At 59.7% G+C, this 25,898-nt stretch carries 23 protein-coding genes; 5 read left to right on the top strand and 18 right to left on the bottom strand.

Annotated elements, in window-relative coordinates; genetic code table 11:
- Positions 1–17: 17 nt before the first annotated feature.
- A complete protein-coding gene (gene prmB / locus AC1DK3_RS16885; protein ID WP_477193403.1) occupies positions 18–926 on the top strand; it encodes a 50S ribosomal protein L3 N(5)-glutamine methyltransferase in 909 nt (302 codons plus the stop codon).
- Between the two features lie 46 nt (positions 927–972).
- Here prmB and AC1DK3_RS16880 read toward each other — a convergent pair whose 3' ends face one another.
- The 7 genes from AC1DK3_RS16880 to AC1DK3_RS16850 all read right to left on the bottom strand — a co-directional run bounded on the left by AC1DK3_RS16880 (position 973) and on the right by AC1DK3_RS16850 (position 10,536).
- Positions 973–3,822 (bottom strand): phosphoenolpyruvate carboxylase, encoded by a 2,850-nt coding sequence (locus AC1DK3_RS16880; protein ID WP_477193402.1) that lies wholly within the window; start codon positions 3,820–3,822, stop codon positions 973–975.
- Between the two features lie 107 nt (positions 3,823–3,929).
- Positions 3,930–4,829: a succinate--CoA ligase subunit alpha gene (gene sucD / locus AC1DK3_RS16875; RefSeq protein ID WP_477193401.1), complete on the bottom strand. Its 900-nt coding sequence runs from the start codon at positions 4,827–4,829 to the stop codon at positions 3,930–3,932.
- Between the two features lie 18 nt (positions 4,830–4,847).
- Entirely contained in the window at positions 4,848–6,014 is a 1,167-nt protein-coding gene (locus AC1DK3_RS16870) for a malate--CoA ligase subunit beta (RefSeq protein WP_477193400.1), read from the bottom strand.
- A gap of 40 nt (positions 6,015–6,054) precedes the next feature.
- Positions 6,055–7,011, bottom strand: coding sequence for an HpcH/HpaI aldolase/citrate lyase family protein (locus AC1DK3_RS16865; RefSeq protein WP_339086159.1), 957 nt, complete (start codon positions 7,009–7,011; stop codon positions 6,055–6,057).
- A gap of 100 nt (positions 7,012–7,111) precedes the next feature.
- A complete protein-coding gene (locus AC1DK3_RS16860) occupies positions 7,112–8,329 on the bottom strand; it encodes an aminotransferase class V-fold PLP-dependent enzyme (protein WP_477193399.1) in 1,218 nt (405 codons plus the stop codon).
- A gap of 238 nt (positions 8,330–8,567) precedes the next feature.
- Positions 8,568–9,191 carry a response regulator transcription factor gene (locus tag AC1DK3_RS16855; RefSeq protein WP_477193398.1) on the bottom strand — a complete coding sequence of 208 codons (624 nt, stop codon included), beginning with the start codon at positions 9,189–9,191 and terminating at the stop codon, positions 8,568–8,570.
- A gap of 337 nt (positions 9,192–9,528) precedes the next feature.
- Complete coding sequence (locus AC1DK3_RS16850) at positions 9,529–10,536, bottom strand: helix-turn-helix domain-containing protein (RefSeq protein ID WP_477193397.1); 1,008 nt, start codon at positions 10,534–10,536, stop codon at positions 9,529–9,531.
- An 890-nt stretch (positions 10,537–11,426) separates the two neighbouring features.
- On the opposite strand from AC1DK3_RS16850, the gene AC1DK3_RS16845 reads away from it, so the two are divergent.
- The gene (locus AC1DK3_RS16845) at positions 11,427–11,885 is read left to right on the top strand and encodes a hypothetical protein (protein ID WP_477193396.1); all 459 of its coding nucleotides are present in this window, start codon (positions 11,427–11,429) and stop codon (positions 11,883–11,885) included.
- Between the two features lie 31 nt (positions 11,886–11,916).
- On the opposite strand, the gene AC1DK3_RS16840 is transcribed toward AC1DK3_RS16845, so the two are convergent.
- The 10 genes from AC1DK3_RS16840 to AC1DK3_RS16795 all read right to left on the bottom strand — a co-directional run bounded on the left by AC1DK3_RS16840 (position 11,917) and on the right by AC1DK3_RS16795 (position 20,199).
- Positions 11,917–12,507 carry a hypothetical protein gene (locus AC1DK3_RS16840; protein WP_477193395.1) on the bottom strand — a complete coding sequence of 197 codons (591 nt, stop codon included), beginning with the start codon at positions 12,505–12,507 and terminating at the stop codon, positions 11,917–11,919.
- Between the two features lies 1 nt (position 12,508).
- A complete protein-coding gene (gspM, locus tag AC1DK3_RS16835) occupies positions 12,509–13,087 on the bottom strand; it encodes a type II secretion system protein GspM (protein WP_477193394.1) in 579 nt (192 codons plus the stop codon).
- A complete protein-coding gene (locus AC1DK3_RS16830) occupies positions 13,084–14,178 on the bottom strand; it encodes a PilN domain-containing protein (protein ID WP_477193433.1) in 1,095 nt (364 codons plus the stop codon). The genes gspM and AC1DK3_RS16830 overlap by 4 nt, the downstream gene beginning before the upstream one ends.
- Positions 14,179–14,180: 2 nt before the next feature.
- Positions 14,181–15,110: a hypothetical protein gene (locus AC1DK3_RS16825; RefSeq protein WP_477193393.1), complete on the bottom strand. Its 930-nt coding sequence runs from the start codon at positions 15,108–15,110 to the stop codon at positions 14,181–14,183.
- A 3-nt stretch (positions 15,111–15,113) separates the two neighbouring features.
- Positions 15,114–15,857 (bottom strand): prepilin-type N-terminal cleavage/methylation domain-containing protein, encoded by a 744-nt coding sequence (locus AC1DK3_RS16820; RefSeq protein ID WP_477193392.1) that lies wholly within the window; start codon positions 15,855–15,857, stop codon positions 15,114–15,116.
- The gene (locus AC1DK3_RS16815; protein ID WP_477193391.1) at positions 15,850–16,206 is read right to left on the bottom strand and encodes a type IV pilus modification PilV family protein; all 357 of its coding nucleotides are present in this window, start codon (positions 16,204–16,206) and stop codon (positions 15,850–15,852) included. Before AC1DK3_RS16815 ends, AC1DK3_RS16820 begins: the two co-directional genes overlap by 8 nt.
- 46 nt (positions 16,207–16,252) lie before the next feature.
- Positions 16,253–16,741: a prepilin-type N-terminal cleavage/methylation domain-containing protein gene (locus AC1DK3_RS16810; protein WP_477193390.1), complete on the bottom strand. Its 489-nt coding sequence runs from the start codon at positions 16,739–16,741 to the stop codon at positions 16,253–16,255.
- Complete coding sequence (gspG, locus tag AC1DK3_RS16805) at positions 16,710–17,195, bottom strand: type II secretion system major pseudopilin GspG (RefSeq protein WP_477193389.1); 486 nt, start codon at positions 17,193–17,195, stop codon at positions 16,710–16,712. Before gspG ends, AC1DK3_RS16810 begins: the two co-directional genes overlap by 32 nt.
- Positions 17,196–17,212: 17 nt before the next feature.
- Positions 17,213–18,457 (bottom strand): type II secretion system F family protein, encoded by a 1,245-nt coding sequence (locus AC1DK3_RS16800; RefSeq protein WP_477193388.1) that lies wholly within the window; start codon positions 18,455–18,457, stop codon positions 17,213–17,215.
- A 77-nt stretch (positions 18,458–18,534) separates the two neighbouring features.
- Positions 18,535–20,199, bottom strand: a complete 1,665-nt coding sequence (locus AC1DK3_RS16795; RefSeq protein WP_477193387.1) for a GspE/PulE family protein — start codon at positions 20,197–20,199, stop codon at positions 18,535–18,537.
- A gap of 521 nt (positions 20,200–20,720) precedes the next feature.
- Here AC1DK3_RS16795 and gspD point away from each other — a divergent pair.
- A complete protein-coding gene (gene gspD, locus AC1DK3_RS16790; RefSeq protein WP_477193386.1) occupies positions 20,721–22,937 on the top strand; it encodes a type II secretion system secretin GspD in 2,217 nt (738 codons plus the stop codon).
- Positions 22,938–22,961: 24 nt separating this feature from the next.
- Here gspD and AC1DK3_RS16785 read toward each other — a convergent pair whose 3' ends face one another.
- Positions 22,962–23,609, bottom strand: a complete 648-nt coding sequence (locus tag AC1DK3_RS16785) for a prepilin peptidase (RefSeq protein WP_477193385.1) — start codon at positions 23,607–23,609, stop codon at positions 22,962–22,964.
- Positions 23,610–23,879: 270 nt separating this feature from the next.
- Here AC1DK3_RS16785 and AC1DK3_RS16780 point away from each other — a divergent pair, with 270 nt between their 5' ends.
- Together AC1DK3_RS16780 and AC1DK3_RS16775 are read left to right on the top strand one after the other, a co-directional pair.
- Positions 23,880–24,863, top strand: coding sequence for a helix-turn-helix domain-containing protein (locus tag AC1DK3_RS16780; protein WP_477193384.1), 984 nt, complete (start codon positions 23,880–23,882; stop codon positions 24,861–24,863).
- A gap of 23 nt (positions 24,864–24,886) precedes the next feature.
- A complete protein-coding gene (locus AC1DK3_RS16775; RefSeq protein WP_477193383.1) occupies positions 24,887–25,879 on the top strand; it encodes an AraC family transcriptional regulator in 993 nt (330 codons plus the stop codon).
- The last annotated feature ends 19 nt before the right edge of the window (positions 25,880–25,898 follow it).

Below are 25,898 nucleotides of genomic sequence, written 5' to 3'. Positions count from 1 at the left end.
TTTGCTATTCTATCGTCATGACAGCGAAAGCCGGCCAGACGCCCGTCGATGAACTTGTTCGCGTTCGCGATTGGCTGCGATACGCCGTAACCTCGATGAACCGCGCCGGCCTTGCCTACGGGCATGGCACGACGAATGYGGTCGACGAGGCAGCTTATCTCATACTTGCGACGCTCGATCTGCCGATCGAAGACATCAACCCTTGGCTCGATTGCCGGCTGACCTTGGCCGAGCGCGAGGCCGTCAATGCGGTCATTTCAAAACGCATCGAGACGCGGAAGCCCGCCGCCTACATAACGAACGCCGCTTACATCCAGGGACACAAGTTCTACGTGGATGAGCGGGTGATCGTGCCCCGCTCGTTCATCGGGGAACTCCTCGTCCAAGATCATCTCGGGACAATCGTGCCCGCCCCGCTCGCGGTCAGGCGGGTGCTCGATCTCTGCACCGGCTCCGGCTGCCTCGCCATTCTCGCGGCGCTCGCATTTCCGAATGCCGAGATCGACGCGAGCGATATTTCCGAGGATGCGCTGGCTGTCGCTCGACGCAACATTGCCGAATATGGCTTGGAGACGCGTATCCGCACTTTCAAGGCGGATTTGTTCGAGGGGCTTCCGCCTGCGGACTACGATCTCATTATCTCAAACCCGCCCTACGTTACGGCGGAGGCGGTCGCGGCGTTTCCGCCTGAATATCAGGCTGAGCCGACGCTTGCGCATATTGGTGGCGTCGACGGGATGGACCTCGTGAGGCGCATTTTGGACGGCGCACCGGACCGGCTTTCGGCGGAAGGAAGTCTCGTCGTCGAGATCGGCATGGGCCAAGAGGCTCTTGAAGCCTCGCGGCCCGACTTGCCGTTTCTGTGGCTGGACAGCGAGACGAGCGAGGGCGAAGTTTTCGCGCTTCAAGCGGTCGATCTGAAGTAGCAGCGGCCGGCGAGAAACCGCGCGGCCGCACAGCGTCTGAGGTCCCTCAGCCGAACGCGCCGAAGTGGTGCGAAATGCCAGTGCCGATTTCGCGCACGAACTCGTACGAAATCTCCATCGGCGTCAGGATTTCCGTTTCCAGACGGGCATAGTCGTCGATGCCGCGCGGGCGATAGCTGGCGGGTTCGTCGAAGGTTTTGCCGGCGAGATTTTTCGCATCGTGCGGGAAGGCTCTGCGCAGAATGCTCAAGACCTCGGGGATCTCGAGGCTCAGCGCCATTTCCAGAACCTGCGCATGAGACAGTCCATCCTGCGGAGCAAAGCGTGGCAGCTGTGCCGCAAGAATGAAGATGCGCATGATCAGCGCGAGCCTGATGGCCTGCAGCAGATCGAGCTCGAGCCGGTTCTCGTCGGGCACGAGACCATCCTCGATGTTCTGATCGGACAGGATCGCGTGGAGATCGATTGCGTCGAGGCGCAGGAGATGAACGAGCTCGGAGATATCGCCGTGCCGGTCGTCCGGCAGCAGGTGCGTTGCAAGCGTCCGGAAGGCGCTGCTCAGCGCTTCTTCGCGGCCCCACGAAGCTCGGGCTGCCCATAGCCCCGCATTGAAGACCTGAGAATTGGCATCCATCGCGTTGAGGCTGGAAATCGTCTTGCCGTGCCCGATCATCGCGAGCAGAGACTGCAGCCGCTTCGACGATTTCACGAGCTTGTTGAAACGCTCGCGGTCCGTGCCGACCGCGGTGCCAAGACCCGCGACGACGTTTGCGATGTAACCAAACTGCTGAAGGATCGCGTTGTTCGGAATGGCGCGCATGCGGGCGGGATTGCCGCGATCAGACGCGTGATCGCCTTGGCGCTTCACCGGTCGCGAGCCCGTCTTGAACAGCAGATTGGGACCGAACGCTCCGAGCACTGCGCGATAGCCATCGTGCGAGAAAAGATTCTGCTGGAAGGCGCGGAGGCGAAGGAAGAAGTCGAGGCTGAAATTCTGCTCCGAATAGAACGGATCGGTCTCGGCGGGCGGAATATCGCCATCCATCACGATCGTCGCCAGCGCGCGCGTCGTCAGCCCGCGATTGCCGAAGAACATATAGCCGTCGCCGCCCTGGAAGCTCGTCTCGTGCTTGACGGGGAGGTTCGCGGCGCCGAAGCGGCGGCGTGCCTCGTTCGTCATGACGTAATGGAGGCGGCGGTAGAGGTTGCCCGGATGGGCGCCCCGGCCCATCGACTCGCCGTGGGTCGAGAACACGAGCGTCTCGACGTTTTCGAGCTTTGCCTTGTCGATCAGCGCAGCCAGGCCGTGGTAATAGCGCTCGACCGCGAGCGTCGCCGGGATCTGCCCGATGAAACGGCCAGCGTCCGAAAAGCCCGTCTGGATGCTCAGGCGTTTCCGCCCCTCGACATACTTGCGATAAGCCTCCTCCTCGACGAGGCGCTCCATGATGCGAGAGCCGTTCTCCAAGCCCAAGGGTGTTTCGAACAGCGGCGAGATATCGGTGATGTCGTCGACGCCGAAGAGCTTCGCGAAGAAGACCGCGATCAGAACGGTCGCGGGCGATTCGCATTCGGCGATGAGGAAGCGGATCGGCGTTTCCTTATCGACGTGTTTCTTGATCTGAGCCGTGAGCGCGAACTGGCGGATTGCCGTCGCGGTCTCGAGATCGAGCGTCGCGAAGTTCACCGTCTCCGGCGTGCAGTTCTTGATCATCTCCACGATGCGGGCCAGCGACTGGCTTTCGGTCAGGTCGCGGGTCCAGGGCTCGTGCACGTAGGCGCGGAACGCGTTGTGAAGCTGCAGCGCGTTGATGCGCAAATGAATGTGGGACATGCCGAGGCCGGTGGCCTCGACGAGGCCGGCGAGCGCAGCCGTCGCGCGCTTCATCTGCGGCGCTTCCACGGCGTCGATCAGATTTTCGAACAACGCCTGCAGCGGCTCGACGGTCAGAAGGTTGTAGCCGTCCGTCTTGGTGATGACGTTCGCCGCTTTCGCGAGACCATCGGCATCGTTCGCAAAGCTCTCGAGCGCCTTGATCTGCTCGTCGACGGCCGCAATACCGAGATCGAGCTTGCCGACGATCTGGCGGGCGATGCGCTGAGCTGCATCGCCGCCCTCGAGCTTGTGTTTCAGCACGACGAAGCGCTCGCGAACGTCGGCGAGCGCGGCGCGCTTCTCGCGGAGGCGGACTTCGAAGGAAAATGTCCATGCGATGTCGGTTCGGCCGTCGAGATCGTAGCCGACCCAGGACGCGAACGTCGTCATCTTCGGGCGCACCTTGAAAGCCGCGTCGCCGAATTTCTGGGATGCAACGCTATAGAAGCCGTGCAGAAGCTCCTCATACGCGTTGCGCAGGTTGCGGATCGCGTCTTGCGCGCACTTGTGCTCGTGCCTCAGCGTCAGCGCCTGTTCGGGACGGTGCGGCAGGCCAAGCGAGACGTCAGCAGCCGGATCGGAGACCGCAATCTCGACCATACGGCGATAAAGCGCGTCGGAAAGGCCGAAGGTCGGATGCGCGGTGAGAACGATGCCGGTGCGAGCGCGAGACCACCGCTCGGCGAAGGCTTCAATCGAGCCGCCGGATTCGTTCGCCGTTCTTTCGACGTAGGACGTGAAATCCTTGAGCGTCGTCGCCTGATCGACGTAGCCGATCTTTTCGCGAAGCCTGCGGGCCCGGCGAACGCAGGCGCGGTCCATCAATCGTCCCGCTAGACCCTGGATCTCTTCAAACGACACCAAATTCGATTCAAGCCGGCGCGACAGGTCGAACGCGACGTTCAAAATCGGATTGAGCGAAGGATTGTCGGGGATCTGAGTTCTGAGACGCTTCAGCTCGTTGATCAGCTCGGTTTCATCGAGTTTGGTCGAGCCAACCGACGGCGTCGTATCCTGCATCACCAAGGCTCCACGTCCCGAAGAGGGGACAGTATTCGGGCATAGTTCATTAGATTACCGGAGAGGGCGGCCGGAGGCAAAAAACTTCGCTCCGGCCGGCACCAATCTTAGGCGACTTTTTTCATCCGGCCGAGGACTTGCGCGACGGTCGAGCCCATCTCCGAAGGCGTCGGGGCGATCGTTACGCCGCAGCCCTTGAGGATCTCGACCTTCTCGGCAGCCGATTCACCGAACGCCGAAACGATGGCGCCCGCGTGGCCCATACGGCGGCCCTTGGGAGCGGAAAGACCTGCGATGTAAGCGATCACAGGCTTTTTCATGTGCTCCTGAGCGAAGACGCCGGCTTCGGCTTCCTGCGGTCCACCGATTTCGCCGATCATCAGAACGGCATCCGTATCGGGATCATTCTCGAAGGCTTCGAGAACGTCGCGATGCGAAGATCCGTTGATCGGGTCGCCGCCGATGCCGACAGAGGTCGAAACGCCGATGCCGAGGGACATCATCTGGGAAGCAGCCTCGTAGCCGAGCGTGCCCGACCGGCCGACGATGCCGACGCGGCCCGGAAGATAGATGTGGCCGGGCATGATGCCGAGCATTGCTTTGCCAGGCGAAATCGTACCGGCACAGTTTGGTCCGGTGAGGACCATCCGGCTTTCCTTCTTGTAGCGCCGCATGTAGCGCTTCACCCGGATCATGTCCTGGGTGGGAATGCCGTCGGTGATGCAGACGCAGTATCTGATGCCGGCGTCGGCAGCTTCCATGATGGCGTCGGCCGCGAACGGGGGCGGTACGAACACGATCGAGGCTTCGGCGCCGGTTTCGTCGACTGCGCCTTTGACGGTGTTGAACACCGGCCGGCCGAGGTGGGACGTGCCACCTTTGCCGGGCGTCACGCCGCCGACGACGTTGGAACCGTAGTCGATCATTTCCTGGGCGTGAAACGTGCCGATACGTCCGGTGAAGCCCTGGATCAGGATCGGCGTCTTTTCATTGATGAAGATTGCCATTGGTGCGTTTCTCCTGACTTAGGCCGCTTTTTTTGCTGCTTCGACCGCTTTTTTTGCCGCTTCTGCGAGAGTATCGGCGCTAATCACGGTGAGGCCGCTGGTGTCGATGATCTTGCGACCTTCCTCGACGTTCGTGCCGGCGAGGCGAACGACGATCGGCATGGTGATCTCAAGTTCCTTGACCGCGTCCACCACGCCCTTGGCAACCCAGTCGCAGCGATTGATGCCAGCGAATACGTTGACCAGGATCGCGCGAACGTTCTTGTCGCGAAGCACGGCCTTGAACGATTTCGTCACGCGTTCGGGAGAAGCGCCGCCGCCGATGTCGAGGAAGTTTGCCGGTTCGCCACCTGCAAGCTTGATCATATCGAGCGTCGCCATCGCGAGGCCCGCGCCGTTCACGATGCAGCCGATGTCGCCATCAAGACCGACATAGGACAGACCACGATCCGACGCGTAGGTCTCGCGCGTGTCTTCCTGGCTCTTGTCACGGAGCTCGGCGATGTGGGGACGGCGGAACAGCGCGTTCTCGTCGAACGACATTTTAGCGTCGAGTGCGAGGACCTGCTTTTCCTTCGTGATGACGAGCGGATTGATCTCCACCATTATCGCGTCGAGATCGCGAAACGCGCGGTAGCAGCCCATGATCGCGGGTACGATCTTGTTGACGATGTCGGGATCAACGCCCAGGCCGAACGCGAGTTCGCGCGCCTGGAACTGCTGCATGCCGACGGCCGGGTCGACCGTTACGCGAATGATGGTGTCGGGCTGGGTCGCCGAGATTTCCTCGATGTCCATGCCGCCTGCGGCAGAGGCAACCACCACGATGCGCTCGGACGCGCGATCCATCACGAAACCGAGATAGATTTCGCGATCGATGTTCGTCGCTTCCTCGATGTAGAGGCGAGAAACGAGCTTGCCCGACGGACCGGTCTGGTGCGTTACGAGCTTGCGACCGAGCATGAACTCGGCCGCTTCTTCGATTTCCCGCTCGTTGCGGCAGAGCTTGACGCCACCGGCTTTGCCGCGGGCGCCAGAGTGAATCTGCGCTTTCACAACAACCGCGCCGCCGAGTTCGCTGGCGCGATAGGTTGCCTGCTCAGGGCTGTAGGCGAGACCGCCGCGAGGGATCGGCACGCCGAACTTCGCAAGAAGTTCTTTCGCCTGGTATTCATGAATGTCCATGTTGGACTCCTTGGAATTCTTGACTTTTCCGGGCTTGTTCTTATTTGGCGCGAGCGGCTTCGGCCGACTTGATGGCGGCTGCCGTGACCAGCAGGTTCTTTGCCATTTTCTCGGACGCTGCGTCGATCATCTTGCCGTCGAGGGAGGCTGCGCCCTTACCCTGGGCTTCGGCTTCCTTCAGCGCGACGAGGATGCGCTCTGCGCGTTCGACTTCCTTGGCGGTCGGCGAATACACTTCGTTGGCGAGTTCGATCTGCGAGGGATGGATGGCCCACTTGCCTTCCATGCCGAGCGCTGCGCCGCGACGGGCAGCGGCCTTGTAGCCTTCCGGATCGTCGATGCCGCCGAACGGACCGTCAATCGGACGCAAGCCGAAGGCGCGGCATGCAACCGTCATGCGCGACAGCGGGAAGTGCCACTGGTCGCCCGGATAGTCGGGGTTCAAGCCACCGATGACGACGGTGCGAGCCTTGTTGAAGGCCGAGTAGTCGGCGACGCCGAAGTGCATCGACTCGAGACGGCTGTTGGCGGATGCAATGGCTTCGACGTTGGCCATGCCGAGCGGCGTTTCGATGAGCGCTTCAGTGCCGATCTGGTGCGGAAGGCCCTTGGCGACTTCGATCTGGCTGACGATGGTCTCGACCGTGTAGACGTCGGCGGGAACGCCAACCTTCGGGATCAGGATCGTGTCGAGCTTGTGACCGGCCTGCTCAACGATGTCGACGACGTCGCGGTACATGTAGTGCGTGTCGAGGCCGTTGATACGGACGCTGACGCTTTTGCCAGCTGCTTTCCAGTCAAGATCGTTCAGCGCCTGAATGATGTTCTTACGCGCCTGCTCCTTTTCGGGCGGGGCGACGGCGTCTTCGCAATCGAGGAAGACGTAATCGGCGGCGCTCTTCAGCGCGCGATCGATCATGGTCGGATTGGAACCCGGAACCGCGAGGTACGAGCGCTGCAATCTCTGTTTGCGGAGCGGGTAAAGCGTGAAGCTCATGGGGGCGTGCCTTCCTAGGATTTCGCGTTTGTTATTTGGGGATGAGGGTAATCATAAGATGCAGAACGCCCGACCTCGTTAGAAGCCGGGCGTGATTATCTTAGGCAGCTTTCGCTTGCTTCGGCGTCGGGGCGGTTGCCGACTTCGTTGCGGTCTTGCTGAAGTATTCCGCAGCCGCGCCGGTGCCGGAACCGAGCTTGACGTTGACGCCGGAATCCTTGAGCGCCATTTCGACAGCGAAGAGAACGCCACCGATCATGAACTCATCGAGCGCACCAAGGTGGCCGATGCGGAAGACCTTGCCGGCGACCTTGTTGAGGCCAACTCCGAGCGACGTGTTGTAGCGGTAGTACGCGGTCTTCACGACGGCGTTGCTGTCAAAGCCTTCCGGAACGAGGATCGCCGAGACGGTGTCCGAGTGCCACTTCGGCTCCTTCGCGCAAAGCTTCAGGCCCCACGCATCGACGGCGTGACGAACGCCCGTTGCCAAGCGGTGATGGCGAGCGAGGACGTTGTCGAGACCCTCGGCAAAAATGAGATCGAGCGACGCGCGAAGGCCGCGGATCAGCTGTGTTGCCGGCGTATAGGGGAAGTAGCCCTGATCGTTCGTCTTGATCATGTCTTCCCAGGAGAAGAAGCAGCGGTTCATACGTCCGTTCTGCGTCTTGTTGGCGTCGAGCGCCTTCTGGCTCACGGCGAGAATGCCGAGACCCGTCGGGAGCATGAAGCCCTTCTGCGAACCCGAAACGCAGCAGTCGACGCCCCATTCGCCCATACGCATGTCGAGCGAGCCGACAGACGAGACGCCATCGACGAAGAGGAGGGCCGGATGCTTAGCAGCATCGAGTGCTTTCCTGACGCCTGCGATATCGGAGCTGACGCCCGTCGCGGTTTCGTTGTGCGTGGCGAAGACAGCCTTGATCTCGTGATTCTTGTCCTTCGCGAGAATGTCGGCGTATTTCTCGAGCGGCACGCCCGTGCCCCACTCTTCGTCGCAAAGCTCGACCTTGAGGCCCATCCGCTCGGCCATATCGACCCAGAGCAGCGAGAACTGGCCAAAACGGCTCATCAGAACCTTATCGCCGACGGCGAGCGTGTTCTCGATTGCCGATTCCCAAGCGCCGGTGCCCGACGACGGGAAAATGAAAACGCGGCCATCCTTCATTTTGAAAACCTTCTTCAGGTCTTCAAATACCGGCAGCGTGAATTTCGGAAATTCCGGCGAACGCATGTCCTCCATCGGGACGTTCATTGCCATGCGAACGGCATCGGGAACATTCGTCGGGCCGGGTATGAAAAGATGAGGCGTAACAGTCATAGAAGCGTTCCTCCGCGCTGCGTTGTGCCAAGCCGACGGCCCCCGACGCAGCAGGGGAGACGTTCCGGCATTCTTTTGCTGATCCTTCCGCCCGATCGCAGATGCGGGCGTCGGTCTTAACTAGCAGGGGGACAGTGATGGTGTGAATGAAAAACTATCAACACCCGGTTGGGCAGCCGCTGCTACCCACCTCAACAGGCCGCAGTGGAACACTTTGCTGCAGGTGCGCCGCCCCTCCTTAGTGCTGTCCATCACGGTTAACAGAAACGTGCAGTGCAACAGCCATGGCACGGTTCGACACGCCGAGCTTGTCGTACAAATTTTTGAGATGGTATTTCACCGTATTACGCGAGATTCCCGTTCGCGCCGCGATCTGCAGATTGGTCCAGCCATTCGCAAGTGCAGCAAGCAATTCTCGCTCGCGCGCAGTCAGGCCTTCGAGAGGATCGTGATTTAAAAGGTCGATGTCGACGTAGGGCAGCGACAAGCGGCCACGCGCGACGGAAACAACCGCTTCAAGCAAGACTTGCGGATCTTCCGTCTTCGAAACGAAGCCCCAAGCGCCTCCCTTAATAGAATTGCGCAGGACATCGTGCGACCGCTCGCCCGTGTAAATGATGATCCGCGTCTGCCACTTTTCCTGTTTGATGCGGGCGAGCACGGCGCCGCCGGTCATGTCAGGCAGTGCCCAACCGACGACGGCGATCTCCACGGGCTTGGTCTTCAGGGCGTTGATCAGCCCCTCGCCCGTTGAGTGAATTCCGCAGACAGTGAAGCGTCCATCCCGTGCGATCAGTGCGTCGAGACCTGCACGTACGACCGGATTTTGATCGGCGATCGTGACCTCGATCTTGGCGGTCATCCGGGCAGTGGTCTCCTAGACGAGGATGATGGTTCGAACGCGCGCAACTCAGCGGTGCCCGCGGGGCATTGCTTTCCGGAGGGATACCTACCGAACTCTTCCAGGTCCGCCAAGCACGCAAATTAGCGCGACAAATCAATATCTTATATCGGGCGTCAGGAGCTTAGAGCGCTCGCACACGATTAATGACCAGAAAAGTCGCGTGTTGCAGGTAACGTGTTGCAGGTAAAATGACGACTCTCGGCCTCGATAAAAATTGGGGTCGTCGTACGCGTCAGAGCGCCCGCACACGGACAGCCGCTTCAGCGGGCGAACGCCGGTTGGACTTCAATCGCGTTCATAAAAATGTCAGCCGGTACTCCCGGGGCGAGCATCCAAACTTTTTCTTGAAGGCTCTTATAAACGTCGACAGGTCGTTGAAGCCCCATCGGTATGCCACTGCGAAGATCGGGTGATGGCGACAGGCTTCGCAAATCAGATCCTGACGCACGAGCTCGAGACGCTTGTCCGTAACGTATGTGCCGAAGGTCGTGCCCTTCGCGGCGAACTGCTTATGCACATATCTCACCGAAATGCCGAGATGCTGCGCTGCGATCCGCGGCGACAGCATCGCGTCGCCAATGTTGGCATCGATGAACCTCGCAAGCTCCCGCGTGTAATAGTTGGGCTTCGCCGACACCTCGTCCGCGTGATCGCTTCCGGTGTACGATCGCAATGCCGCGACGGGCAGAAGCGCCGCGCAAGTAGCCTGAAGAGCGTGAAGTTCTTGTGCTGTCGTGACCGCCATATTTTGCGCCAGAAACGAAAGGGCGCTGGATAAGGGAGCTATCATCTGCTCGGCCGAAATGACGACGTTCCCAAAAACGGCATCCTGATTTTGAACCGGGGCTAATTTTTCCTTGGGGATTCGGATTGACATATCCTCATATAGGCTGGCGCTCACCACTATGAGTTTCACAGGCAAAGTGCTGTCAAACAGAACGAGATCGCCTCTTCTGGCGATCGTGGTCCGTCCCCGCTGCTCTACGACCAATTCTCCAGAAATAACGTAACTGCCGTAGACGCATTCGCTAGCCGATTTCGCAATTTCCAAGCTTTTGCGAGTTGAAACTGCAGGCGACATCGCCAAACGAGCAATTGCTCCGTACTCCGACGAGCCGCAAACCATGCGCGCTTCGAATTCAGATTCCTCACTATATTCTATTTGCCATGGCAAAAAGGCACTCGATATTGCATCGCGAAATGCAGAGAGTCCGCCGCTTTGAGCGCAATATTGGGTATCGCAGATATCCCATTCGGAATTGACAACTAACGATGAGCGCCAGTCGCCACCAACCGCCCTCATTAACATCTCCTCCCCGCAGGTTACATTCGCGATCCCAGCCCAGCCCGAATTTCTCACCCGCCTCTTAAAAAAAAACTTAGACGAAAGCCCTCGGCAGTCAAAGGATTCCTTGAGTCGAATGCTCAATCTTACGGACCGTTCTGACGGTCCAGGAACAGCATATTTTGCGCGGAACACGATCTGCAGCGGAGCAAATGAAAACGCACATCGAGTTACTATCGCCAGAATTCCTATGCGTCGCTTGGACATATGATTTACGACTTACACGCATCATCTTTATTCGGATTATTTGTCCGAGAGAGATATCTCTCTGCTGAAGTAATCATGCTGATAAAAAGCGGAATCGTGGTAATCGGGCGACTTCAGGGTAAATCCATTATAACGTTCGAGCATGTAACGCCAATTTGCCGTCGGATGCTGTAATGCTCATGGGAGACAGAGTGCTGTACTGCGCTCACGGGGAGGATGATTTGCAAAAGCAGAGTGGACGACAGCGGATCCGGATCCTCATTTGTGCAATTTTCACCGGGACCCTAGCCTCGGCGGCGCTCGCCGGACCGCTGGCGCTCGATCCAAGGTCTCCCGGTGCTACGGGGGATTCGCCCGTGCAATTGGCGCATGGTTTTCATTGCCGTCCGATGGCCGGGTGGGACCCTCGTTTTGGTGTTTATCGCCTGCATCGCCATCCAGGCATCTGCCGCGATCAACAACGGTGTCTTCGCGTCATGTATCGCTGTAATCTGGTCATGGGCCGGGGCTGGGAGGCTTGGTCGTATGAGCGTTGGGGTTTCGACAACTGGCGCTTCGATAAGTGCATGCTCGATGAAGGCTGCTACTGAACGAAGCGCGGGGGAGAGCGCGCAGCTCTCCAGTCAACTTGGACACTCACGATGAACCGGCTATCCAGATCTACGCGTCACCTCTCTGCGCTGCGAATGCTTCGGGGTTTGCCGTTGGCCGCCGCCGTCACATGTCTGTTTGGGCCATGTCTGTTTGGGGCATCGGCGGTGCTGGCGGAGGGCGTGACGATCGCGGGTGAACGTCCGGCGCAGAGCCTCGATATCAGTATCGACAAGGCGCCGATCAGCGCGGTGCTTCAGGCTCTGCACGAGAAATACGGCGTCGAAGTCATCGACAACAGCACGGACCTTGCTAGCGATCAGGTGTCGCTAACGCTGACCGGCAGTCTGCCGAGTATTCTCGAAAGATTGCTCCGCAATCAGAACTACATGATCGTGCGATCGCTAAAGAACGCCACCGGCGTGGAGCGAATTCTCATCTCTGCCGCAAGCCCGCCAGGGGCGCCTAAAGGCGCTCCGGCCAAGGAAGAGCCGACGCCGATGCCCTGAGGACATCGCGTTTTGTTGCTGTGAGCCAGTCTCACGGACAGGCGATGCCTGGCACGTTGGCGCAGTCTTTTTTGAAACGCACGACCTGCGACGTGTCCTCGTCGCGCCGAAGCGTTACGGCTTCCCGCTCGACAGAGGCAACGTGCCATCCGCCGATCGTGTCGCCGACCTGAACGCGAACGTCGACGGTTGTCCCCTCCCGGCGCAACAGCGCGATTGTACGATGCGGATTGAGCACGACCCCGAGCAGCCGGTAGTCGGGCGGGGGCTGCGGCTTCGGTCCGGCGGCCCCAACAGCTTGTGGCGGCGGGCGCTTGCGACTTGGCGCAAACAGCGGTCGCTCCACCCAATTTTCCAACGACGCCTTATCGAACGAGGCGAGAGGATTCCCGCTCGTCGGGGGCTCCTCTAATGCGACGTCCTCTTCCGGCTCGGCGCTATCCTCCGGCTCGGCCGTCGCTTCAGGCGTTTGCTCGGTATTCTCAGCCGTGACGGCTGGCTCAGCAGTGACAGCCGGCGCCGTCTTTTCCGGGACCAGCGCGGCGCGGTTATCGAGCCAAGTCAGGGCCCCGAGCACAAGAGAGACCAAAATCAGCAGAGCCGGGCGATACTTTTCCATCATATCAGGACGCTCCATTCTGGACGGCGAAGCCGCTCACTTGCAGCGTAACTTCGAGCGGGCCGAGATAGTGCGGCTCGGTCGGGCGGAAGTCCTCGTGGATCCCGCGGACAACGATGTCGTCGATGAATATCAGTGGGGTGCCCGTCTCCAGACTATGCACGATATCACGTAACCCGTCGGTGCCGACGTTGATCGACAAGCTCACCGAAATCCGCATGAGATTGCCATCCTCTTTCGGCGGCAAAATCTGGATGCTCGAGGCCGTGCCGCCGTTCGCGGTAACGAGCCCGTTGACCAGACTCTGCAAGTTTGCGCCGGCAACGCCCGTCTTGTCGCCTTCAAGCAGCAGGCTCTTGTCCTGCCCGAGCGCGGCGAGATCGGCATGCTCTTTCTTCAACTCGCTTTCGTGAGCGATCTGGGCACGCAATTCGGGGAGACGCCGATGCTTTTCAGCAATCGCCGTCTCGAGCTTTCTGATCTGAAAAAATGGCGCGGCGGCGAGCGCTCCGAGCGCCGACAGCACGATTGCCAGAACGGCGAGCGCTAGAGATATACGCGAAAGACCCGATGGCATCGTCATTGGCTGCTCTCCGAATGCGCCACACCCCGGAGCTTTGCGACAATCGAAAATGTCCCCAGTGTTTGGCCGTCCTCGCGCGTCGTCGGCGCGGCAAAGCGTACGTCTTCGAATTCAGGCGTGCTTTCGAGCAGGCCGATCAATCCCGTTGGATCGGCGGATTTTCCGACGATGCGGGCTTCGTTGTCGTGGATCTCAAATTCGTCGAGATAGGCCGTGTCGGGAAGCGAGCGACTCAACGCTTCGATCAAAGCCATGACCGGAGGAAAATCGATTTTCTGCTTTGCGAGACGCTCGCGCTGGTCTTTCAATTTGGCATTTTCGTCGTTGAGGCGTTTGACTTCGTCAACCCGGGACGTCACCCCGGCTATTTTCGATTCCATGTCGCTATATTGATCGTTGAGGTCCGAGAGCTGATAGATGCCGATCATGCAAATCGCCACGCTGCTGAGGGCGAGCGCGCCGAGCCCGACATGAAGCTTGCCCGCCATCTTGCTGACCGGGTCCGCCTCGAGGTGCGCCAGTTCGACGATCGATGCTGCGTCAGGCGCTGGAGCGAAGTCGACAGCGCCGGGAGACAGCCCCACCGTCCGGGCGGCATCAAGCGCTGTGTCGACAATCTTCTTCGTCGTCGCGACGATTTCGGTATTTATCTGCGTCGGAGACGCCGGATCCGCGCCGATGACACGGTAGCTGTAGCGCGTATCTTCCTGCGGCCACGCAACGATCGTTTCGATCTTGTTCTCGACGACCGAATCCATCAAATCGGCGGCGGCCTTCGGCACCTGAATGGTTCTTCGGACGACATCGGTTGGCGACAAGCGAAGCAGGATCTGCTTTGATTCTTGTGCCGACCTTTGCAACAGTGATCGCCTGATCGCTGCAATTTCTTCGGCGGTGGCATCGCTCCTGAGAACGCCGAGATTGGTTATCTGGCCACCGGCCTTCGTCAAAATCTCCAAACCCGCCGGCGTATGGAACAGCATCGTGCGCCACGGCCGCTCGCTCATCCGCTTGGGCGTCAGAAGCTTGCTCAGCTCGCGGAGCCACCAGGAATAAGCCTCGCGAATTCGGCCTTTCTTGACCGCTTCCATTTTCACCGGGTTTTCTCCGTAGCCATGCTCGTCGTCGGCAACTTTGCCAACAGCCTGTAGGGAGCTCGTGGATCGAGCCCTGTCGCAATCACGAAAGTCCTGACGGCGCTATACGTATCGTCCGGCCGATGCGCGCGAACGGTGACGACGTAGGCCGGGCCGCTCTCTTCAGTCACATATGACTGGCTCTTCTGCATCAAATCGGCAAAGGCGGATTTGTCCGCATACTTGATCTTCTCGATGTCGGCCCGGCTGATATCGGGGATCGCTTCAAGAACCGTCATCGGCGCCGACAGCGGATAGATCATGCCGTCTCGGCTGAAAACAGTCAGGAATGGCGCGGCTTGCTCGAAGACGTCGCGGGGGATGCCTTCGGTACGGCCCAGCTGACCGACGTCTATGAAGGCGATGTGCGTCGAGACTGAATGCTCGCTATCATCGTCTGCCTGGTCGCGCTGCGTCTTCTTCTCGCCAGAGGCCGCGTCGCGCGCGTCCAGAATGACTTTGGTATAATGCGCTGCCTTCTCGGTGGAATTCGTCAGTTTGGCGAAGAAGGACCGCAAGAGCTTCTCATCGCTCTTGTTGAGATCGATCAGGCTGCTGGCGTCCCGAACCGTGATTTCCAGTTCAGCACCGGCGAACGCCATCGAATGGCTCGTGCCGTTCCCCGGCCAACGGTGGTTTTCGTCCTCGTCGATCAAATGCGCTGCTGCAATCTCCAACCCGGCATCGAGCAGGGCTTCCGATTTCGTCAACCCGATTTCGGAAATCGCGGAGGATGCGCCACTGCGCGCGGCAGCGTTGAAGGATGCGACAAGAATAACCGCCGAAGTCAAAACCCAGAGGACGACGAGCAGCACAAAGCCCGCTTCGCGGCCGCCGTCCATGGCGGCGTCGCGAGCAGGCGAATTCTGTTCGTCACCGCGCTCCACGGCCTATCTCCCTGCTGTTCCAAGGGCGGCATTCTGCTCGCCGATCCGGGTCAACTCGCCGTCGGTCTTCGGGCTGCACTCATTGGAACCTTCCCCTAAGCAGCTGATCTCCGCGTCGGTTCGAAGTGCGGCCACAAATGGTTGCGACGCATACCCGCCATTCGCGAGATCAATGATTTCCAGCCGGATGATTCCGGGCAATTTATTCTGCTGCCGCCAGGTCGGGGTCCACACCGCATCCGGCTTTTCCTTTTGGGCATACGAGAACTGGTATTTGAACGGTCCCTGCAGCAGCGACACGCGATTTGCGGGGCTCGCCCCTGGAAAGGCTTGCATGTTCGTCACGTACGGAGCGCGGGCCCTAACGAGATCGACCGACGGCCCACTGGGGTCGATCGAGTAGTCGATGAAATAAGGGCCGGCCACGGTCGGGTAGGGCGGCTCGATCGTTACGAACGAAAGGCGGTTTGGCGTTCCCGTGAAAAGGAACCRCTGCTTGTCGTTGGACGTCACGATGAGGCGCTGAAGACCGGAAACGTCGCGTTGAAAAATATCGAACGCGCGCGCAACCATCTCGATCCGCTCGAGCCTGTTCGCATTGGCATTCCAATTTTGCGACAGCGTTCTCAGCGTGGAACTCAGAATCGCCAGAACGGCGGTCAGAATCGTCAAGCTCACGAGCAATTCGATGAGCGTGAAACCGCTGTCCCGACGCGGAGATGCCGTCGCTGTCGCGTTGCTAACCATTGGTCCGCCCGAGTTTCAGTGTATCGAGTTCGAATTGGCGGCCGCCGGCCCAGCTGACGACCACGCGCACGCGACGAAGTTTCCAATTGTCGTGCATGGCGACGTTGGCCCAGGAAGCGCCTTCCGGCGCGACGTCGATGGTCCAGGCAAATCCGTCGTCGTTTCCGGATTTTGAAAGGATTCGGCCGTTCCAGCCTGCGACCGTATCGGCGAGCAACCCTTGCGCGAAAATTCTTGCGCGCGCGTAGTCGGCCGCGACGCCCGCCGTTCGTAAAGCGCGCGAATGAGCTTCGAACAGGCTGACGAGCCCGATCGACATCACCAACATTGCCGTCAGCGTCTCAAACAACGTGAAGCCCGCCTCCGGCGCGGCCTCAGGCGCGGTCTGAGGCGCGTTAGTTGAGCGCGCCTGTCGATACGCGGCCGGTGAGCCAGTTGACGCGGATTTCATAACCCCGCCCTTCCATTTCCAGATTTATCGTTGCGCCGGTCGAGCTGCCGTTCGGGTAGAAACGCACACCGGTTACCGTCGGAGAGCGGATCTCGCCGTCGGCGGCCGTCACGTCCATTTTCATCGCGCGCGAAAATGAGATCGGCGCGCTGCCGTCGCTGAATTCCATCGCGCGCGCATCGACGTGGATCGTTGCGACCCTCTCATTCCCTGACGTCATCGCGTTGGCGCGCAGATCGCGAAGGCGCGAGGCCGCCAGCAGCGCAGCGGTCTTGATCTGCGCGCTGCCGGACGGCGAACGATACAAGGTCGCTATCGCAGCAGCGGTCATGGCGATGATCAGCATCACCGCCAGCACCTCCATCAGCGTAAAGCCGGCGCTGCCGTTGACGCTTCTTTGACTATTGCCAGCTCGCAACGTCCTGGTCCTCACCTTGTCCGCCTTCTTTCTTGTCGGCGCCGAGCGTCTGAATATCGAATGGCCCGTGTTTTCCGGGATAGCGGTAGATGTACGGCTGGCCCCATGGATCGGGCGGCACCTTGTCTTTCTTCAGATACGGGCCGTTCCAGCCCTGCACATCGCCCGGCCGCTGGACGAGCGCGTTCAATCCCTCGCGCCCGTCGGGATACCTACCCGTGTCGAGCTTGTAGAGTTCGAGCGACGTGCTCAGGCTTTCGATCTGCACTTTGGCGGATTTCGTCCGCGAGCTGCCGAGATAGCCAATGACGCGGGGCGCGACGAGGCTCGCCAGCAGAACGAGGATCACCATCACGACCAGAAGCTCGATCAGCGTGAAGCCGGCTTCGCCGGGACGCGTTCCGTCGGGCGACGCCTTGCGGCGGCTTTTCAGGTTGCGCAGGTTGCGTATGATTTGTTCGACACCCATCGGTCGTCCGCTTTCTATTACATTGCCAAGTCGTTGATGCTGATAACCGCGCTCAAGATTGAGACGATGATGAATGCGATGACGCCGCTGACAACCAAAATGATCAGCGGCTCGAAAATCGTGAACGTACGCTCGACCGTGCGCTCCAACTTCTCTTCGAAGACCTCGGACATGTGCAGTAGCGACGACGCCAAGTTTCCCGTCTCTTCACCGACGCGGAGCATGTTGATCAGAACCGGCGGAAACAGCCCCGATTGCGATAGCGGTTCGAGGAAGCTACGGCCTTTGCGCAGCGCGTCGTAGGATTGATCGAGCGCCTCGGCGGCGAGCTTATTGCCGATAACCGCACTCACGAGCTTCATCGCCGCGGGAAGATCGACGCCGTTTTCCAGCAGCATGCCGAGCGTGCGGCAGAAGCGGATCGTCAAATTCATTTGCAGAACGGTGCCGATGAGCGGGAGACGCATCAACAGCATCTGGACGTTGCCGCGGATCTTCGGCCACGCAACGATCGCAGCGATCACCACGCCGCCGATGCCCGCAAGCAAATATTCCCAGTTCGCGAGGAGCCAGTCGGAGGCGCCGATCACGAAGCGCGCCTGCTCGGGAATTTCGGTGCCGGCGTTGGCAATCATGTCCTTGAAGCGCGGGACGACGAACGTCAGCATGATGGTCACGGCGGAGATGGCCATGACGATCAGCATGGACGGATAGAGCACTTCAGAGATGGCCATGCTTTTGAGCTTTTGAGCCTTCTCACGGCCATGCGCGATGCGCTCGAGAACCGTCTCTAGCGTGCCGCTCGCCTCAGCAACGCGCACCATTCGGGAGTAAATCGGCGGGAATGCCTCGCCTTGCATCTCCAAAGCTTCGCACAGACTTTTGCCGCTGCTGACGGCGTCGCCGACGCGGCCGACAAGTCGCGACAGCGCTTTCGAGCCGGCGTCGCGTTCGAGGAATCCCAACGCCTGATCGAGCGGCAATCCCGCCTTGAGGAGCATTGCCAGCTCGCGCGTAAAGAGCGTGATCTGACGGGACGATGGCAGCCCGGAGAAGAACGACGAAGCCGCGCGCGCATTGCCGCCCGCCGCCTGAGCGAGCTCTTTGACCTCGATCGGAAAATGGCCGAGCTGATGCAGGTCCTCGAGCACTGTCGCTCGACTGACAGCTTCCATCTCACCCGACAAGCTGACGCCCGTGCGGCTGAGCGCTTTATAGCGGTAGAGCATCGTCAGGTGATCCGAATAGGATCGCCGGGCCAATGCGCGCTCGTGTGCGCCTTCATGATACTTCCTCCCAGTCTTCTTTTTTTGTGTGACGGCGCTTTTTCTAAGTGCCGTTAAATGTCGAGCGCGACGCGGCGGACCTCCTCTTGCGTGGTGATGCCCGCGCGGCATTTCGCAAGGCCGTCCATGATCATCGTGGTCATGCCGTTGCGACGGGCGGCCGCTTCGATGTCGGCCGTTCTGGCGTTCGGCTGTATCAGCTGACGAATTTCGTCATCGACGGTCATGGCTTCCGCAATCACGATGCGTCCGCTGTAGCCGGTGCCAAAGCAGCGTTCGCATCCGACTGCGCGCCAATGGCCTTCGCCTCCGATCAAACGCCGTTGCTCGATGCTGCCGAGTGTCAGCTCTTCGTCCGAGGGTTGCTTGCAATGCTGGCAGAGCACGCGAACCAGCCGTTGGCCGACGACGCACCTCAGAGAGGACGCGAGGAGAAACGCGTCGATCCCCATGTCGAGCAGCCGCGGAACGGCGCCGGCGGCGGTGTTGGTGTGCAGCGTCGACAGGACAAGATGGCCCGTCAGAGCCGCGTGAATGGAGATGCTGGCCGTTTCGCCGTCGCGCATTTCGCCGACCATCAGAACGTCAGGATCGTGCCGGAGGAACGAGCGCAACGCGTCGGCGAAGGTGAGGCCGATTGACGGTTTGGCTTGGGTCTGGTTGACGCCGTCGAGCTCATACTCGATCGGATCTTCGATCGTCAGAATTTTCCGGTGCGTCTGATTGAGCAGCGAAAGCGCTGTCGCGAGCGTCGTCGTCTTGCCCGAACCGGTCGGACCCGTCACCAGCATCAAGCCGTAGGGCGCCGAGAGATGGCTGCGGATTTCCCGCTCGTCGCGCGCGCCAAAGCCGAGCGGGGCAAAGTCGAGCATCCGCCTGACGTTATCGAGCAGACGAATGGCGACCGCCTCGCCGTGGATCGTCGGAATGGTGGCGATGCGCAGATCGAGGCGATGCTCGTTGATCCGGATTCGTGAGCGGCCATCCTGCGGCAGGCGGCGTTCGGCGATATTCAGCCCCGACAGAATCTTGACGCGCGAAACGACGGCCTTGGCCATTTGCGCGGGCGGTGGAGCGACGTCGCGGAGCATGCCATCGACGCGCATGCGGATCGCCACGCGTCCGTCGAACGGCTCGATGTGGATGTCAGTCGCCCGGGCATGCACGGCGTGCTGAATCATCTGGTTGACGAAGCGCACGACCGGTGCGCCGAGCGCCATATCGCGGAGGTGCTCGACGTCGTCGGCGCCCGGCGCGGCCTTCGCCGTGTCCTGCCACATCGCGGAACTGCCGCGTTCGCGCGCTGCGCGCTCGATCGCCGACATGATGTCTTCGGACGAGGCAACGCGCGGCAGGATTTCGCGCTGAAGCGCGATGCGGACGGCGTTTATCGACTGAACATCCGACGGATCTTCCATCGCGAGAAGCACGCCGTCGTCGACTTCGCCGAACGGAAACACCTTGTTTTCGCGCAGAAATGCGTAGGAGATGCTCGCTTGCGGCGGCTGAAATTTCTGCCAGTCGGTCTCTTCGACTTTCGGGACCTTATGAAAATCCGCCACGGCGCGCACGAGCGCTTGCGACTGAACACCCGACGCCTTTCGCAATGCGGAGAATATGGAAGCGCCCGTCTCCTGGCGAAACTTCCCGACGCTATCGAGATCGCTTTGCGAAACGATGCGCTCGCTCAGCAGGTACTCTTCGAAACTGCCACTCATAACACTGTCCCACCCCCCCGGGACGTATACGCATGCTGCCACCCGGGGAACTTCAAAGCGTAGCAACAAAGCGAGGCTCTATAAATCCCAATTTTTCCGCAGGCGCCGGAGCCGCATCCGTATTTTTTGTGAAGAGGCTAACCAGCAAGGTGAATGACGGCACGAGAGTGCACTGTCGTCCAATTCAGTTCACTCACGGCAGGTTTCTACCTGGGATGGCGTGGAGCATAAGTTACGCCATGGCCACAGACGTAGATCCAACGATGTGGTCGGTGTCGAAATTTTCTTGCGGATTACGTCTGCAGACTATTGCGTGGGCGTACAGCGGGAATGGAAGCGGCAGCACAGTGGCTCTGTTGGGAGTGCGTGTCGCGAAGTCCAAATAAAATATTGTGGCGTAGGACTTCTAGAGGAAGCCGTTTATGAGTCGCTGGTTGAGTCTGGCCGTAAGTTTTTTTGCGTCGGTTAGTTTCTCGGGGTGTTCTTCGCTCGAAAAGCCCCTCATTGAGCCGCCCGATGAGATGGCAAAGCTGTCAAATGCGAGCCTTGCCGCCGCGAGGCCCGTAAACCGGCCGCAATATAGCGCGATCGGCAGTCCGCAGGCGCTGTCCGAGAAATTCCCCGGCGATAATCGCGTCGCATCCTCAGCGACGCGGCAAATGAATGCGGGCGTGAGCGAAAGCAGTTCGGGATATGAGCTGAATTTCAACGATACGGAGCTATCCGAGTTCGTAAAAGTCGTTCTGAAAGACACGCTCGGTCTTACGTACGTCTTCGATTCACACGTCGAAGGTCGCGTCACGCTGTCGACCGGCGGACCGGTGTCGCGGGCCCAGCTCATCTCAATCCTGGAGAGCGTGCTCGCGACTTATAAAGCGGCCCTCCTCATTGAAAACAATGTCTACCGCGTGGTTCCGGAAGCCGACGCGCGCCAGCAGGGCATCTCTGCGTTCGACTACGTCAAGGAAAGTCGCGAGGTCGGCGCCGGTTACGGCGTTTCGATCTTCCCGCTGCGGTACGTCTCGACGGATGCGATCATGCGCATGCTCGATGGACTGTTGGTCAAGCAGGATGATTTGCGCGCAAGCGTTTACAACAACCTTCTCTTCGCCCGCGGTTCCAGCCAAGCGCGGCAGGCTGTCGTCGAAATCATTTCGATGTTCGATGTCGATTGGATGAAGGGGCAGTCGGCGGGGCTCTTCAAGCTCAACAACGCAGCACCCGACGACGTCATCCGGGAACTGGCGCAAGTTTTCCAGACGGAGCGGCAGGGCCGGGGTCTCGTCAAGTTTCAGCCGATCGCGCGTCTGAACGCCATCCTGGTGCTCGCGCCCAAATCGCAATCGATCGATAAGGCAGCGGAATGGATTTCGCGGCTCGACCACGGCGGCGCCGACGACAACAACTTCTATGTTTACCGGGTTGAAAACGGACGCGCGAAAGATCTGGCGCAGCTCTTGATGGCGGCATTCTCGGGATCGAGCGGCGGCTCGCTTCGCGGCGCGGAAGAGAAAGAAGTTGCACCGACTTCCGGAGCTTCCCGGATGAGTTCCGGCGGGGGCACCGGAAGCAGTTTTGGAAGCAGCTTTGGCAGCAGCGGCGGCAGCAACAGCTCTGCCGGCACAGGGTCGGGTTTCGCTAGCAGCGATACGCCGGGCAGTTCCGGCAGCAGCAGCGGTCCGTTGAAGAGCGCGCCTCCAGCCGCAGTCGCGGACGACACCTCCGCAGATGACAGCTCGGCGTCATCGGGGGGCTCTTCATCGTCGTCCGATCAAGTGCGGATCACTCCGGATGAGCGTAACAACAAGCTGCTGATCAAGGCATCTGAACGAAACTACCGGAAGATCCTCCAGATCCTCCGGCGCATCGATCAACCGCCGTTGCAGGTGCTCATCAATGCGACGCTCGCTGAAGTGACGCTCAACGACAATCTGGCTTACGGCGTACAATTCTATCTGCAGAAAAACCACGGCAAGGCCGGCGCAATCGGGTTCAGCACCGCCGATGCTCTTGCCATCGCGCCAGTGGCGCCCGGCCTCAATCTTATTGCGGGGGCCGTTGGATCAGATCCCCGCGTGATCCTCGACGCGCTGGCGCAGGAGACTGCTGTCCGGGTCGTTTCATCGCCATCCGTCGTCGTGCTGCACAACCAGCCGGCGACTTTGGAAGTCGGCGACGAAGTTCCGATCATCACACGCCAGGCGCAGAGCGTGATCAATCCGGACTCGCCCACCGTCAACGAGATCGAGTTCAAGAATACGGGCGTCATCCTGAACGTAACGCCGCGCATCAACAGCAACGGTCTCGTGACGATGGAGATCCAGCAGGAAGTGAGCGCGGTTCAGGACCCTGGAGGCCAGAGCTCATCTTCATCGGCGTCGCTAACGCCAACGATATCGCAACGGCGCGTGACGAGCACGATTGCTGTCCAGAGCGGCCAGATGGTGGTTCTCGGCGGGCTCATTCGCGAGGAAGTGAATCGCTCGAAATCCAGCATCCCCGTGCTCAACAAAATCCCTTACATCGGCGACGTTCTCGGTGGAAATACCAACAACACCAAGGTGAGAACGGAGCTCATCGTCTTTATCCGGCCGACGGTCATTCACGATCCGGAAGATGCGAGCAATGCCGCCGAAGCGCTGCGTGCCGGCATGCAATCGCTCGCGCCAAGGCCAACGGCCTGGGACGTCGACGTTCAAGAACGGGGAACGGGAGGTAGGGCGTCGGTGATAAAGTGAGGGTCGGTTTCCCTCGAGACGCGATTACCAAGCCGCAAGTTGGGAGAGTTCCGTTCGCGCGGCTAACGCGTTGACGCACCAGATCACCCAGATTGCCGGTCCGAAGAAGACGCCGAATGGCACCGCAGATGTAGCCGTGACCGAAGATTTGCCCTGAAAGCGCACAAGCGCCACGCAGAAAATCGCCGTCACACAGGCCAGCAGCAAGGCATTGCTCATGCCTTGAAGTCCGGTCCACGCTCCCGCGACCGCTGCGAGCTTGACGTCTCCGAGCCCAAGCCCTTCGCGCCCGCGCCAAACATAGTAACCGTACCGAACGGCATATAAGAGAATGCCGCCGGCGATTGCCGCCAGGAAGTGTTCGAGCACTAGGGCCCGGCCGGCATCGCCGTCGTCCAAGAGCCAGACGATGATGAGACCGGCTGGAATCATCGGTAACGACAGAACGTCGGGAATGATGAAGTTCTCGGCATCGTAAGCGGCGATGGCGACCATCACCCAGCCGAGGATGCAGGAGACGATTGCGCGCTGCGGCTCGAAAAGAGCGAATGACATCAATGCGACGCCCACGGCCGCGGCGATGGCGATTAAGTTTGTGTTAGGCGATTTCATTTCATCCGGATCGGCAACTGCTTTCCCTACCGACCCTGATGGATCGATATTTTTTGCCATTTGAGAATGCGAACTCAGTTCTCATACCCATCCGAACTCGCAAAAGCGAGAGATGAACTTTGTGCACTGGCTCGTAAGAAATGTTCGCTCACCGCCAAGCGCGCGCCCCATGCGCGTTCTATACAGCGCTGCAGAAACGGTCGTACAAACCATATTCTTCACGACTTTCAGTACTCTAGAAGCAAACAAATTACACCCGGCGCGCGTTCGATGAACTGTGAAGCGGGCACTCATCGAAGCGGCGTAGAACCGTAGGTGGGAGGAAACGAAATGTCGATTATGGAGGGCGCGCCCGCAAGCGCTGCTCGACTTTCCGTTTGGGATAGCCGGTCAGGACCGCACGCTGAAGCCTTCAGCAACTTTCGCGAAACGATCTGCAACGAGTTCATGCCATGGACGCCTGAACTGATAGACGACGATTTCCATGGGCGTGTTGAAAGCCTCGGCTTCGAGAGCGGAACCGTCGGCCGAGTGCGGATGACTTCGATCTCCGCCACGAAGACGAAATCGAATATCGCCAGATCGGCCGTCGACTGCATTCACGGCAACCTGATCCTCTCTGGCGAGCTCAAGGTCGAGCAAGGCGGACGAACGAATTTTGCGAAGCCGGGTGAGCTCGTTCTTTATCAAAGCTACGAGCCCGTCGTATTGACGGAGAGATCCGGCCATCCGTTCGACAATCTTGCGTTCATTATCCGGAGGTCCGTATTTCCTCCCGCAATCCACGCCGACGACATTTTTCGCAACGTGGTTGTCGGGGCCGACAGATTGGCCGGTCCTCTCGGAGGATGCTTGAACCTTCTGGTCAAGGAACTCACGATGGCATCGGAGGCCGAACTTTCCGGCCTCTTCGAAGCGTGCGTTACGTTGCTGCCTTTGGTGATGGCCGCTGACTCCGGCGAGGGGAGTATCAGCTTCGCCAAGAGTGGGCGGACACTGCGCGAGGTGTTGCGTTATATCGATCGCAATCTCTCCAATCCGGATTTGTCACCTCACCTCGTCGCAAATCAGCTCGGCGTATCGGTTCGATATATTCATAAGCTTTTTGCAAACACTACCGAGACGTTTGGTTCGTACGTTACCGAGCGGCGGCTCGAAAGGGTCAAGTGGGACTTGCTTGCATCGAGTAAGCGACCGCCTATTGCGGCCATGGCATACCGGTGGGGCTTCGGCGATCTCTCGACGTTCAACCGTGCTTTCAAATCGAAGTACGCTTGCACGCCCAGCAGGTTCAGGACGCGCAGCGACCCTTAACGCGGCGTACAGGGGGGCATACGTTGAACTACTTCGTCAACGAGCACACCACATCGAAGACCTGCCTGTGGGACAGCCACTATGGGCCCTCGACGGCTGCATTCAGCTCTTTTCGCAAATTCGTCTGTGGCGCATTTCTTCCGTGGTCAATAGAGCGGCAACTGGACGACCCATTTCATGGCAGAGCCGAAGGCCTGCTGCTGCCGATGGGTGCCGTCGCCAAAATGAAGACATCTCCGATCATCGCAGCACGTCACAAGACTGAACTCGACAGTTCGCCGTTCGAGTGCATTTACGCGAATTACGTGCTTTCGGGCGAGCTGCACGTTCAACAGGGCCAGCATGACTTTACAGCCGTGCGCGGAGACCTCGTCATTCACGAGAGCCGCTATCCTGTCGTGATGACGGAAAAGTGCGACGGGCCGTTCGAGTGCCTGGCGTTTCGCTTCGATCGGAACCAATTCGCGCCGTTCGAAACCGCGAACGGGGATCTCGGCTGCGCGTTGATTTCCGCGGACAGCATGATTGCGCCACTGACCGCCTGTCTCGGCTATCTCTCCGAGTACTTTCTCGTCATTCCGGATTTTGAAGCCGTCTCGCTTTTCAATGTTTTTGGTTCGCTGTTGCCTGTTGCGGCATTGGCAGTTCCGAAGGAGCATGAGAGACCGGCGCGAAGCATTGTTGCCCAGCGATCGTTGATGAGCGATCTCTTGGACTACATCAATGCAAACCTGGATGCTCCTGATCTCTCACCCAGATCGGCTGCGGCAAAGCTCGGAATCTCTCTCCGCTATGTCCACAAGCTTTGCGCCGACAAGGGAATGACCTTTTGCGGTTACGTGACATCGCAGAGACTCGACCATGTGCGGAAAGATCTTTGCCTTCCAGCGTTTCGCCATGAACCGATTTATGCCGTCGCGGCACGCCGGGGTTTCGGCGATCCATCGGCGTTCAATCGCATCTTCAAGGAGCGATTCGGGATCACGCCTGGACGCGCTCGCGCTCTCTGTCCTTAGGGCCAATTAAAGAGCGGCT

This window comes from Hyphomicrobium sp. 01T421 (assembly GCF_056398805.1).
This window is presented reverse-complemented; position numbering and strand designations above follow the sequence as displayed.